At 69.0% G+C, this 13183-nt stretch carries 11 protein-coding genes and 1 pseudogene; all 12 read left to right on the forward strand.

The window, feature by feature from the left end; translation table 11 throughout:
• Positions 1-59 precede the first annotated feature (59 nt).
• A complete protein-coding gene (gene dop / locus J4H86_RS01275; RefSeq protein WP_330932470.1) occupies positions 60-1580 on the forward strand; it encodes a depupylase/deamidase Dop in 1521 nt (506 codons plus the stop codon).
• A gap of 144 nt (positions 1581-1724) precedes the next feature.
• Positions 1725-1928 (forward strand): ubiquitin-like protein Pup, encoded by a 204-nt coding sequence (locus tag J4H86_RS01280; protein ID WP_236541356.1) that lies wholly within the window; start codon positions 1725-1727, stop codon positions 1926-1928.
• Positions 1929-2284: 356 nt separating this feature from the next.
• Positions 2285-3721: an MFS transporter gene (locus tag J4H86_RS01285; RefSeq protein WP_236541357.1), complete on the forward strand. Its 1437-nt coding sequence runs from the start codon at positions 2285-2287 to the stop codon at positions 3719-3721.
• Positions 3722-3844: 123 nt separating this feature from the next.
• Positions 3845-6341 (forward strand): annotated as a pseudogene (nirB, locus tag J4H86_RS01290) (nitrite reductase large subunit NirB).
• Between the two features lie 65 nt (positions 6342-6406).
• Positions 6407-6736, forward strand: a complete 330-nt coding sequence (gene nirD / locus J4H86_RS01295) for a nitrite reductase small subunit NirD (RefSeq protein ID WP_394356494.1) — start codon at positions 6407-6409, stop codon at positions 6734-6736.
• A gap of 73 nt (positions 6737-6809) precedes the next feature.
• Positions 6810-7481, forward strand: a complete 672-nt coding sequence (locus J4H86_RS27545; RefSeq protein ID WP_394356434.1) for a uroporphyrinogen-III synthase — start codon at positions 6810-6812, stop codon at positions 7479-7481.
• On the forward strand, positions 7433-7978 hold the full coding sequence (locus tag J4H86_RS27550) for a winged helix-turn-helix domain-containing protein (RefSeq protein ID WP_394356435.1): 546 nt from the start codon (positions 7433-7435) through the stop codon (positions 7976-7978). Before J4H86_RS27545 ends, J4H86_RS27550 begins: the two co-directional genes overlap by 49 nt.
• Positions 7979-8070: 92 nt before the next feature.
• Positions 8071-9042: a sirohydrochlorin chelatase gene (locus J4H86_RS01305; protein WP_236543859.1), complete on the forward strand. Its 972-nt coding sequence runs from the start codon at positions 8071-8073 to the stop codon at positions 9040-9042.
• Positions 8925-9740, forward strand: a complete 816-nt coding sequence (gene prcB / locus J4H86_RS01310; protein ID WP_236543860.1) for a proteasome subunit beta — start codon at positions 8925-8927, stop codon at positions 9738-9740. The genes J4H86_RS01305 and prcB overlap by 118 nt, the downstream gene beginning before the upstream one ends.
• A 78-nt stretch (positions 9741-9818) precedes the next feature.
• Complete coding sequence (prcA, locus tag J4H86_RS01315; protein WP_236543861.1) at positions 9819-10616, forward strand: proteasome subunit alpha; 798 nt, start codon at positions 9819-9821, stop codon at positions 10614-10616.
• Positions 10617-10648: 32 nt separating this feature from the next.
• Complete coding sequence (gene pafA, locus J4H86_RS01320) at positions 10649-12007, forward strand: Pup--protein ligase (protein ID WP_236541358.1); 1359 nt, start codon at positions 10649-10651, stop codon at positions 12005-12007.
• Between the two features lie 68 nt (positions 12008-12075).
• Positions 12076-13170 (forward strand): FKBP-type peptidyl-prolyl cis-trans isomerase, encoded by a 1095-nt coding sequence (locus J4H86_RS01325; protein ID WP_236541359.1) that lies wholly within the window; start codon positions 12076-12078, stop codon positions 13168-13170.
• Positions 13171-13183: the final 13 nt, after the last annotated feature.

Below are 13183 nucleotides of genomic sequence, written 5' to 3' on the forward strand. Positions count from 1 at the left end.
CCGGTGGGCCGCCGCGCCGCGGCGGCCCACCGGACCGCTCGGACGGATAACCTCAGAACATGACAGTGCGGCGGATCATTGGTGCCGAAACCGAATACGGAATCTCCGTTCCCGGTAATCCCGGCGCCAACGCGATGGTGACCTCCACCCAAGTCGTCAACGCCTACCTCGCGGCCTCGGCCGCGCGGGCCCGCAGAGCCCGGTGGGACTTCGAGGAGGAGAACCCACTGCGCGACGCTCGGGGGTTCGACCTCGCCCGGGACTCGGCGGACCCCACCCAGCTCACCGACGAGGACTTGGGACTGGCCAACGTCATCCTGACCAACGGGGCGCGGCTCTACGTCGACCACGCGCACCCCGAGTACTCCACCCCGGAGGTGACGAACCCGCGCGACCTGGTCCTGTGGGACAAGGCGGGGGAGCGGGTCATGGCCGACGCCGCCCAGCGCGCCTCGGCCACTCCCGGCATCGACCCGATCCAGCTCTACAAGAACAACACCGACAACAAGGGCGCCTCCTACGGCGCGCACGAGAACTACCTGGTGCGTCGATCCACCCCGTTCTCCGACATCGTGCGCCACCTCATCCCGTTCTTCGTGACCCGCCAGGTGGTGTGCGGCGCGGGCCGCGTGGGTATCGGCGCCGAAGGCCGCGAGCACGGGTTCCAGGTCAGCCAGCGCGCCGACTTCTTCGAGGTCGAGGTGGGCCTGGAGACGACGCTCAAACGCCCCATCATCAACACCCGCGACGAGCCACACGCCGACCCGGAGAAGTACCGACGGCTGCACGTGATCATCGGCGACGCCAACATGAGCGAGATCTCCACGCTGCTGAAGGTGGGTACGACCGCTCTGGTGCTGTCCATGATCGAGGACGGTTTCGTCAGTATCGACCTGACGCCGGAGAACCCGGTCGCGGAGCTGCGGGCCGTGTCGCACGACCCGGGGCTCACGCACCTGATCCGACTGCGCGACGGTCGACGTATGACCGCGGTGCAGGTGCAACAGGAGTACATGGAACACGCGCGCAAGTACGTCGAGGACCGCTACGGCGCCGACGTGGACCCGGCCACCACCGAGGTACTCGACCGGTGGGAGTCGGTTCTCTCCCGCCTCACCGAGGACCCCATGAGTCTGGCCCGTGAGCTCGACTGGGTCGCCAAGCTGCGGCTGTTGGAGGGCTACCGTTCCCGGGACAGCATCAACTGGGAGCATCCCCGACTGCACCTGGTCGACCTGCAGTACTCCGACGTACGGCCCGATCGGGGACTGTACAACCGGCTGGTGGCCGCCGGCCGGATGGAACGCCTCCTGGACGAGGAGGCCGTGGAACGCGCCATCACCGACCCGCCCGAGGACACGCGGGCCTACTTCCGCGGGCGGTGTCTCGCGAAGTACGCCGACTCGGTCACCGCGGCGTCCTGGGACTCGGTGATCTTCGACGTCCCCGGACACGACTCCCTACAACGGGTGCCCACGCTCGAGCCGCTCCGGGGAACCCGGGAGCACGTCGGGGAGCTGCTGGATCGTTGCGCGACGGCGTCCGAACTCGTCGCCGCGCTCACCGGGGAACGCCGCTGACGGGACGTGGCGCCGGAGACGGCACGGAGACCTCACGGGGCCCATCCCGTGGGCCGACACGGTCCACGGGTGACACGACCCACGGTTGACACGGCCCGACGAGGGAGATAACGGAGTCGAGAGACCACAGTGGAGGAGTGATCCATGGCGACCAAGGACACTGGTGGACAGAAGCGCGCCCCTCGGAACGAGGAGCAGACCGAGGAGGTCGAGGAGACCACGGACGTCCAGGAGCGCCACGAGTCCCTCACCGAGGACGTCGACGCCCTGCTGGACGACATCGACGAGGCGCTGGAGGAGAACGCCGAGGACTTCGTGCGTCAGTACGTCCAGAAGGGCGGGCAGTGACCGGGTTGGTCACCGTCTGACCCGCTGACCCCGCCGTGCCCACCGCGCTCCCCGCGCGGTGGGCACGGCTCGTCGCGCGGGGTGAGACGAAGAGGCCGGACACTACGCCGACGGCTCACGGCTCACGGCTCCGGATGGACGCGCGCGAACGTCGATGCCGAAGTAAGGGCCGAGCGGGACGGTAACCGGGCCGTCGCGTTATGCCTTGGGTGCCGCGGCCCCCGTGACGTGAGTGTGCTCACCGCGCTGGACCAGCGCGGTGAGCACACTTTCTTCCGCTCGTCATGAGCAGATACGCGCCGGTAACGGCATCTTCCTAGCGTCGACCACCACCCGCGTCGACCGGAAGGCGTACCGTGACGAGTACCGAGAATCACCGACTCACCCGCGACCGGTGGATCACCGTCTGGAACCCGGAAGATCCCCAGTTCTGGGCCCGCACCGGACGTGCGGTGGCGCGTCGGAACCTCTGGGCCTCCATCGTCGCCGAACACCTCGGATTCTCCGTGTGGACGGTGTGGTCGGTCCTCACCCTGTTCATGATCCCGGAGACGGGGTTCGACTACAGCGCTGGACAGAAGTTCCTCCTCGTCTCCGTGGTGACATTGGTCGGCTCGGTTCTCCGCGTTCCCTACACCCTCGCCGTCCCGATCTTCGGCGGTCGGAACTGGACCGTGGTCTCCGTCCTGGCGCTGATCCTCCCCACCCTGCTCGCCGTAGTCCTCATCCAGCGGCCAGAGACCCCGTATCCGGTGTTCCTGATCCTCGCCGCCACGGCAGGCCTCGGCGGGGGCAACTTCTCCTCGTCGATGGCGAACATCAACTTCTTCTACCCGGACCGAGAGAAGGGGCTGGCACTCGGACTCAACGCCGGTGGGGGGAACATCGGTGTCCCCGCGATCCAACTGATCGGGCTGGCTGTCGTCGCGGTGTTCGGTATCCACGCCGGAGCGATGGTCGCGGCGCTCTACCTTCCACTGCTGGCGCTCGCGGCGGTACTCGCCTGGACGCGGATGGACAATCTCGCCACGGCCCGGTCCGACGTCGGCGCCCAGGTCGCCGCGCTGCGGGATCGGGACTTTTGGATCATGGCGTTTCTCTACATCGGAACCTTCGGCTCGTTCATCGGGTTCTCATTCGCGTTCGGGTTGCTCCTGCAGAACCAGTTCGGCCGTACCCCCCTGGAAGCGGCGTCCGTAACGTTCATCGGTCCGTTGATCGGGTCGCTCGTCCGCCCGATCGGGGGCTGGCTCGCCGACAGGTTCGGCGGAACACAGGTCACTCTGGCGAACTTCGCGTTGATGGCGGCCGGCACCGGTGGGATCGTCGCGGCGTCGCGAATGGAGTCGCTGGGCCTGTTCACGGGGGCGTTCATCGTCCTGTTCGTCCTGACCGGGGTCGGAAACGGATCCACCTACAAGATGATCCCCAGCATCTACGCCGCTCGCGCCGACGCCGTCGGGTTCGGCGTCGCGGTCACCGACGACCGGCGGGACGCCGCGCGCGCCCACTACCAACGGGTCGCGGGAGCGGTCCTCGGACTCGTCGGGGCCATCGGGGCGTCCGGGGGCGTGGCCATCAATCTCGTGTTCCGTCAGTCGTTCGAGAGCACGGGCGGCGCCACTCCGGCCTACATCGCGTTTCTGGTCTTCTACGTCGCGTGCTGCGCCGTGACCTGGTTCGCCTATATCCGCCCGGCGCGGCGAGCGGGGGAATCCGGCGACGTCGGCGATCGGAGCGAGACCCGCCCGACGCGGGAGCGGAGCACCTCACCCGCGCACGGCTACGGGTGAGAGCACAACGAAACACCCACGTCATCGTCGCCTGACGCCGAGGAAACCCGACTCGGGTTCCGTGGAAGTCGCGGGTTCGTCCTCGCGTCACGCCGAACCGAGACACGTCGAACGGAGGGACGCATGCGAAGGCTCGTCGTCGTCGGCAACGGAATGGCCGCTCACCGTCTCGTGAGCACTCTGACCCGAGCCGGAGCCGAGGAGTCCTGGCACATCACCGTGCTCGGAGAGGAGACACGGCCCGCGTACGACCGCGTGGGCCTCTCCCGATACGTCGAGGGAGCCACGGAACAGGAACTGAGGCTGCCACCCCCGCCGGGGGAACCCGACATCCGTCTCGGCGCGGCGGTGACCGACATCGACCGAGCGGAACGAGCCGTACACACGGCGTCGGGGCTCACCGTCCCCTACGACGTCCTGGTGCTCGCCACCGGGTCAGTACCGTTCGTGCCCCCCCATCACCGGAGTGGACCGCGCGCGGTACCACGTGTATCGCACCCTGGACGACCTGGACGCCATCATGGCCGCGGCGAAGGACGCCCGCAGGGGAGTGGTGGTCGGCGGTGGCCTCCTCGGCCTCGAAGCGGCGAACGCCCTGCGGCTGCTCGGCCTGGACACGCACGTGATCGAGCGCGCTCCCCATCTCATGCCGGCCCAGGTGGACACGCCCGCGGGAGCTCTCATCGCGCGCTCGGTGGGCGAGCTCGGAGTCACGACCCACGTGGACGCCGCGATCAGCCACGTGGAGTCCGACCGACGGGGCCACCCCACCGCGGTCAGCTTCGGCGACACCGTCCTACCGACCGACCTGTTGGTCGTCGCCGCCGGGATCCGACCTCGTGACGAACTGGCGGCCACCGCGGGGATCGAGCGAGGCGAACGGGGCGGTGTCGCCGTGGACGACGCCTGCCGAACCAACGATCCGGCGATCTACGCGATCGGCGAGTGCGCGAGCCATCACGGCACCGTGTACGGACTCGTGGCGCCGACCAACGCCATGGCCGACACGGTCGCCGAGCGGCTTCTCGGCGGCACGTCCCGCTTCACCGGCGGCGACACGTCAACCAAACTCAAGCTGTTGGGGGTCGACGTCGCCAGCTTCGGCGACACACGTCCGGACGACGCGTCGGGGACGCTGGACGTCGTGATCAACGACTCCGTCACCCGTCGCTACGCCAAACTCCTGCTCAGTGACGACGCCCGCACACTGTTGGGTGGCACCCGCGTCGGTGACGCCTCCGCCTACGCGACGTTGCGACCGCTGGTGGGCGCGGAACTGCCCGGGGCCCCACTCGACCTGCTCGCCCCGGGCACCGGCGCGATCGGACCGGGCGAGCTCGCCGGAGACACCCAGATCTGTTCCTGCAACGGCGTCACCAAGACGACGCTGTGCGCCGCGATCGACGCCGGGGCCACCGACGTCCCGGCGCTGAAGTCCCAAACCCGAGCGGCCACCACCTGCGGCTCGTGTGTCCCGGCCCTGACCGCGTTGCTGCGCCACGCCGGAGTCGAGCAGTCCAGCGCCCTCTGTGAACACTTCACCCAGTCGCGCGCCGATCTCATGGACGTCGTGCGAACCACCGGCATCGCCACGTTCTCCGAGCTCCTCGACCGGTTCGGCACCGGGCGCGGGTGCGACGTCTGCAAGCCGACCGTAGCGTCGATCCTCGCCACCACCGCGCGCCGGCACGTCCTGGACGGAGAGGACGCCACCATCCAGGACACCAACGACCACTTCCTGGCCAATCTCCAACGCAACGGCAGCTATTCGGTGGTTCCCCGGATCCCAGGAGGAGAAATCACTCCGGAACGGTTGATCGTGATCGGGGAGATCGCACGTGACTTCGGGCTGTACACGAAGATCACCGGAGCGCAACGGATCGATCTGCTCGGCGCGCGGGTCGACCAGCTTCCGGCGGTGTGGGCTCGACTGGTGGAGGCGGGGATGGAATCGGGGCACGCCTACGGGAAAGCCGTGCGCACCGTGAAATCGTGCGTGGGCACCACGTGGTGTCGCTATGGCGTTCAGGACTCGGTGAGTATGGCGATCGAGTTGGAGCTGCGGTATCGCGGCCTGCGCGCCCCTCACAAGATCAAGGCGGCGGTCTCGGGGTGCGCCCGCGAATGTGCCGAGGCTCGGAGCAAGGACATCGGGGTGATCGCCACCGAAAACGGTTGGAACCTCTACGTCGGCGGCAACGGTGGATTCACTCCCGCGCACGCCCAACTCCTGGCCAGCGACCTCGACTCCGCCACCCTGCGGCGCTATATCGACCGCTACCTCATGTACTACATCCGCACCGCCGACCGTCTGCAACGTACGGCCCGCTGGATCGAGGACATGGACGGAGGCCTCGAGCGGCTCCACGCCGTGGTCGTCGACGACGCGCTCGGAATCGCCGACGACCTGGAACGCGACATGGAGGCACACGTCGCGAACTACAGCGACGAATGGCGCGACGTGCTCGAGGATCCGGAGAAACGCGCGCGTTTCGTGTCCTTCGCCAACGCACCGGACACCGTCGACCCGACCATCACCTTCGAGACCATCCGCGACCAACCCGTCCCCTCGAGTCCCGTGGACCTGGGAACGCCCACCACCATCGGAGGAACCGCGTGACCACGCTCAGTGGACCACCCACCCTCGACCACATCACCGGGCCTCCCCTCGCCCGCGCGGGAGCCGTGTTCGCGTCCAAACTCCTGCGCGCCGACCGCAGCGCCGCGGTCCTCTTGTCCACCGGCGCCCAGGTCGCCGTCTTTCGAGCCGGTGGCTGGCTGTACGGGCTCAGCAACATCGATCCCTTCACGGGAGCGGCCGTCATCTCCCGCGGCATCGTGGGCGACACCGCGGGCGAGCCGATCGTGGTCTCACCCATGCACAAGCACCGCTTCTCCCTGCGAACAGGTATCAGTCTCGACGACCCCGCACGGACACTCAGCCGCTACTCCGTGCGGGAACACGGCGATCAGGTGATCGTCGACGCGACGCCGCGCCCCGCGATCCATCCGTGACCGCGACCGCGTCGGTCGCCCACGACCCCGCGGCGTCGCTCGCGGGCAAGCAGCGAGACCTCGGAGGTGAACCATGACCGTGGGGCCCGTCGCGTCCACCGCGACACGCCATCCAGACCCGGCGAACGGGCGCCTCGCCGGGTTCACCGTCGCCGTCACGGCGCAACGTCGCGCGGAGGAACTCGTCGCCATGCTGCGACGTACCGGTGCGGAGGTGTGCCGCGCGCCCGCGTTGCGCATCGTTCCCCTCAGCGACGACCAGGCGCTCGCCGAGGCCTCCCACAGTCTCCTCGGCCATCCGCCCGACATCGTCGTGGCGACGACCGGCGTCGGATTCCGTGGCTGGTTGGAAGCCTGTGAAACGTTGGGATTGGCCCAAGCGCTGATCCGTGGCCTCGCGACGGCCCGCGTCCTCGCCCGGGGACCGAAGGCGAAGGGCGCCGTCCGAGCCGCCGGACTCCGCGAAGAGTGGTCCCCGCCATCGGAATCCTCCGACGAACTCCTCGGATATCTGCTCGACCGCGGTGTCGCGGGGGCACGTATCGCCGTTCAGTTGCACGGTGAACCGCTCCCGCACTTCTGTCGCGCGCTCCGCCACGCGGGGGCGCAGGTCGTCCCGGTTCCCGTGTACCGATGGACAGCCCCAGCGGACCTCGCCGCCCTGGACCGGCTGATCGAGGACGTGCACGAGGCGCCGTGGACGCCGTCACCTTCACCAGCGCCCCGGCGGCCGCCGGACTCCTGAACCGCGCCAACGAGATCGGTGTGGCGGAGTCTTTGGTCCGGCGCCTGCGAACCGGCCGCCCGTACGCCTGTTGCGTCGGCCCGGTCACCGCCGGCCCCCTCCAAGCCCAGAGCATCCCGACGAGCTGGCCGGAGCGGGGACGCATCGGCGCCATGGTCCGCCATCTCGCCGACGAGCTGCCACGGCGCACTCCAACGGTCAAGGCCGCCGGCCACGAACTCACGATCCAGGCCCGTGCCGTCCGCGTCGACGACACGGTCCACCGGCTCACGCCCCGGCTGGTTCGCCTGCTGGGCGCGCTCGCCGACCGTCCCGGGCAGGTGTGTGACCGCGTCGAACTCCTCGACGCGCTCGACGGCGAAAGCGCCCCCCACGCCGTCGAGACCGCCGTCGCCCGCCTCCGCGTCGCCCTGGGGGACCCAGGCATCGTCGAGACCGTGGTCAAGCGCGGCTACCGACTCGCGGTCGAACCGCCGGACGCGCGGTCACGATCATGACTTCGAGCCCCTCTCTCCGCGCCTCGCGAGTGGTCGCCCCCACTCTGCTCGTCGCCGCGCACGGAACGCGGGACCCCGCGGGACGCACGGCGATGGCGGCTCTGGCACGCCGCGCGGGACGGTTCGTGGGTGCCGCGACGCGGATCGGGTTCGCCGACGTCGGCGAACCGGACGTCGGGAGCGTCGCCGCGGCGACGGACACCCCCCTGATCGTCGTTCCGGCGTTCCTCGCGTCCGGATTCCACGTCCGAATCGATGTCCCGCGGCAGCTTCGCGCGGCGGGACGCGACGACGCGACCGTCACACCGGCCTTGGACCACGACCCGTCGGTCGCAGACGCGCTGCGACTGCGCCTGCGGGAAGCCGGCCATCGTCCGGGCGAGCCGGTGGTTCTCGCGGCCGCCGGATCCTCACGTCCCGAGGCACGGGTCGCCGCGCTGCGGGCCGCCGAGGTTCTCGGCCGTCGGCTTCGGACCCCTGTCGAGGTGGGGTACGTCGCCAGTGCGACCCCGACCGTCGCGGAGGCCGTCCGGCGCGTACGCGCCCACCATGGCGGGCGCGTCTGTGTGGCGTCCTGGTTGCTGGCCCCGGGCTCTTCCATCGGCGACTCGCCGATAGCGGCGCGGACGTGGTCACCGCACCGCTGTGTGACGGGGGCGAATCGGACTTCGGACTCGCGAAAGCCGTGGCTCTGCGGTACCTCATGGCCCGCGCCCGTATCGAGGACGGACCCGGCGGGCTCCGATCCCACGCTTCGGGCACGGCACGCGGGGGTTGGGAACACTACGCCGACGGCTGACAGGTCCGGACGTACGCGCGCGAACGTCGGCGCCGGAGTAAGGTCGGAACTGACCGTTCTCCGCACGGCCCGCTCGCCCAGACGGGGGGTCGGCCGGCCGTCAAGGAAGGGAGTCGCGTGTCCGCCTCCTTCGAGGACCTGGGTCCCCTGCCCAGACCGTTCAACCGTGCGACGTCGTCGATCGTGGACTACCTGCGATCCCACCATCCGGACACGCTGCCGTTCCAGGGGCAGGTTCCCGGAGGTGTCGATCCGACCGACGTGACGCCACGGGCCACGACCGTGCTCGCGATGGTGTACGCCGACGGCGTGCTGCTGGCCGGGGACCGACGGGCCACCGCCGGCAACGTCATCGCGAGTCGCAAGGTCGACAAGCTCTACCGCACTGACGAGTTCTCCGCCATCGCCTTCGCCGGGTCGGCGGCCTTCGGCGCGGAGCTGGCCAAGCTGTACCGGGTGCAGCTCGAGCACTACGAGAAGATGGAGGGGCACGCGCTGTCGCTGGAGGGCAAGGCCAACCAGCTCTCGGCCATGATCCGCGGCAACCTCGGCATGGCGATGCAGGGGTTCCCCGTCGTCCCGTTGCTGGTGGGGTTCGACGAGAACCGGGGGATCGGCCGGATCTACAGTTTCGACATCGGTGGCGACCGCAACGAGGAGGATCGCTACTACTGCGTCGGATCGGGGTCCCTCTTCGCCAGCGGCGCGCTGAAGAAGATGTACCGCCCGAGCATGCCCCAGCAGGAGACCGTCCTGGCGGCGGTCCAGGCACTGTACGACGCCGCCGACGAGGACACCGCGACCGGTGGACCCGACCTCGGCCGCCGGATCTTCCCGCTGATCGAGATCATCACGGAGGAGGGGCACCAGCGTCTGTCCGAGGAGGACGTCGCGGCGGTCGCGCGTCAGGTCGTGGCCGAGCGTTCCCAGGAGCCCGACGGACCGACGCTGGATCTCGGGTAGCCCCGTGCCACGTACTGACCCCGACCCAACCACCTCCCGTAAGACTGTGCCTTCCCGAAAGGAATGTCCACGGTGACGATGCCGTTCTACGTCTCGCCCGAGCAGCAGATGAAGGACAAGGCGGACTACGCGCGCAAGGGCATCGCGCGCGGCCGCAGCGCCGCCGTGCTGCGCTACGACGGCGGGATCCTGCTCGTCGCGGACAACATGTCCCGCACGTTGCACAAGATCAGCGAGATCTACGACCGGATCGCCTTCGCCGCGGTGGGGCGGTACAACGAGTTCGAGAACCTGCGCCAGGCGGGCGTCCAGTTCGCCGACGGCCGTGGCTACGCCTACGACCGCCGCGACGTGACCGGACGCGCCCTGGCCAACGCCTACGCCCAGACGCTGGGCATGGTGTTCAGCGAGAGCCTGAAGCCCTACGAGGTGGAGATCGTCGTCGCCGAACTCGGCGAGACCGCCGAGGACGACCAGCTCTACCGGATCAGCTTCGACGGATCGGTGTACGACGAGGGCGACTACGTCGCCATCGGCGGCCAGGTCGAGGAGGTCAGCCGGGTCCTCAAGGAGCGGTACAACCCCGGCTCCTCGCTGGCCACCGCGCTCGGGGCGGCGATGCAGGCGCTGGCGCGGGACGAGGGGGAGCGCCGCGAGCTGGAGGCCTCCAGCCTGGAGGTCGCGATCCTGGACCGCGCGCGTGAGCACCGCACCTTCCGGCGGGTGCACGGTGCCCGACTGGAGCGACTCATCGAGGAGAGCCGCGGCGCGGCGGGTGCGAACGGTGACACCTCCGGCGAGTCCGCCAGCGGGGACGACACCGAAAACGCCGCGCCCGAAAACCCGGATTCGGACACGACAAAGGGCGGAGAGTAGCGTGAGACCCCGCGTAGGCATAGTGTGACGTCGTGGAGCGTCGCATATTTGGCCTAGAGAACGAGTACGGCGTCACGTGTACGTTTCGGGGGCAGCGACGCCTGTCACCGGACGAGGTGGCGCGCTACCTGTTCCGCCGAGTGGTCTCGTGGGGACGCAGCAGTAACGTGTTCCTGCGCAACGGTGCTCGTCTCTATCTGGACGTGGGCAGTCACCCCGAGTACGCCACACCGGAGTGCGACAGCATCACCGACCTCGTCGCGCACGACAAGGCCGGTGAACGGATCCTCGAGGGGTTGCTGGTCGACGCCGAGCAGCGCCTGCACGAGGAGGGCATCGCCGGCGAGATCTACCTCTTCAAGAACAACACCGACTCCGCGGGCAACTCCTACGGATGTCACGAGAACTATCTGGTGGGGCGGCACGGCGAGTTCGGCCGCCTCGCCGATGTTCTCATCCCCTTCCTGGTGAGCCGGCAGATCATCACTGGTGCCGGCAAGGTGCTGCAGACACCCCGGGGCGCACTGTTCTGTGTGAGCCAGCGGGCCGAGCACATCTGGGAGGGGGTGTCCTCGGCCACCACTCGTTCGCGGCCGATCATCAACACCCGCGACGAACCACACGCCGACGCCGAACGGTTCCGGCGGCTGCACGTCATCGTGGGCGACTCCAACATGAGCGAGGCCACGACCCTGCTCAAGCTGGCCTCCACCGATCTCGTGCTGCGTATGGTGGAGTCGGGCACGGTGATGCGCGACCTCACGCTGGAGAACCCGATCCGCGCGATCCGGGAGATCAGCCACGACATGACGGGGCGCCGCAAGGTTCGTCTCGCCAACGGTCGAGAGGCCAGCGCGTTGGAGATCCAGCGCGAGTACCTGGACAAGGTCATGTCCCATGTCGATCGGCACGGCACGGACGCGGTCGGGCGCCGCGCCGTGGACCTCTGGCAGCGGACGTTGGACGCGGTGGAGACCGGAGAACTGGACTCGGTCTCCCGGGAGATCGACTGGGTCGCCAAGTACCAACTGATCGAACGCTATCGGGCCAAGCACGCCCTCGCGCTGTCCTCCCCGCGGGTCGCCCAGCTCGACCTGGCCTACCACGACATCCACCGCGACCGGGGACTGTTCTACCTGCTGCAGAACCGGGGGCTCATGGAGCGGGCCGCCAGTGACGTGCGCATCTTCGAGGCCAAGTCGGTCCCGCCCCAGACCACCCGGGCGCGACTGCGCGGGGAGTTCATCCGTCGGGCACAGGAGCGCCGTCGGGACTTCACCGTGGACTGGGTGCACCTCAAGCTCAACGACCAGGCTCAGCGCACGGTACTGTGCAAGGATCCGTTCAAGGCGGTCGACGAGCGGGTGGAGAAACTCATCGCCGGTATGTGACGGTTTGACAGCTCTCGGCCTCCGGTAGTGTGTCGGTCGTCTCTGGTCCAGTTCTGGAATGGTGGCTTATGCGTCGACCGACGGCTGTCCTGCCCGCGGTCTCCTGTGCCGTGGCCCTGCTCGCGGTGTCCGGCTGTGGAGTCGACTCGCACATCTTCAAGCCGTGGTGGATGCGTGACGCCGCGGCCGAACAACTCCCCGCGGTGTCGGGGGACTTCGGCGAACAGCCGGAACTGGAGTGGGACTCCGAGGACCCCCCGCCGGAGGAGACCCTGTCCCTCACGGCCATCGAAGGTGAGGAAGGCGACGGCATCGAGGCCGGCGACGTCATCGTCACCAACGTCGCGAGCTGGGCCTGGACCGGGCCTGGGGAGCACATGGAGGAAACCTCCACCTACGAGTCCGAGACGCCCATGGTGCTCGAGCTCATCCCCGAGGACCAGGAGACAAACGACTGTCTGGGCGACGCCACCGTCGGCAGCCGCGTGGTGTGCGCCTTCCCCCCACCGGAGCAGGACCCGATGATGGCGCAGGGCGGCCCCATGCCCGCCTCCGTCGTCGTCTTCGACATCGAGGGCCACTACCCCTCGGGCTCCACGGTTGACGCCGAGCAGACCAACGACGCCGGCGGTGACCTGCCCACGGTCACCGAGACCGACGACGCCGGGCCCGAGATCTCGATCCCCGACGCCGACGCACCCGAGGACCTCGAGGTCGAGGTGCTCGCCGAGGGCGACGGTCCCGAGGTGGAGGCCGAACAGCAACTGGTCCTGCAGTACACCGGCGTCATGTGGAACAACGGTGAGGTCTTCGACTCCACCTGGGACCCCGAGGGCCGCGACGGCGCCCCCATCGCGCAGTTCCAGATCGGGGTCGGCGCCGTGATCGAGGGATGGGACGAGGGTCTGGTCGGCCAGCGGGTCGGCAGCCGCGTGCTGCTCGTGATTCCCCCCGACATGGCCTACGGAGACGAGGACGAGGTCGACGACCCGGAGGCCCCCTCGGGGCCGCTCGTCTTCGTCGTGGACATCCTCGACGCCGTGGACCCCCAGCCCACCCCCGAGCCCGAGCCCGGCATGGAAGGCATGGAGGGCATGGAGGACCTCAACCTCGAGGACCTCGAAGGCATGGAGGAAGCCCCGGAGGACTCCGAAGAGGAGTGACCCTCCCGGTCGG

The sequence above is a fragment of the Spiractinospora alimapuensis genome (assembly GCF_018437505.1).
Taxonomy (GTDB): Bacteria; Actinomycetota; Actinomycetes; order Streptosporangiales; family Streptosporangiaceae; genus Spiractinospora; species Spiractinospora alimapuensis.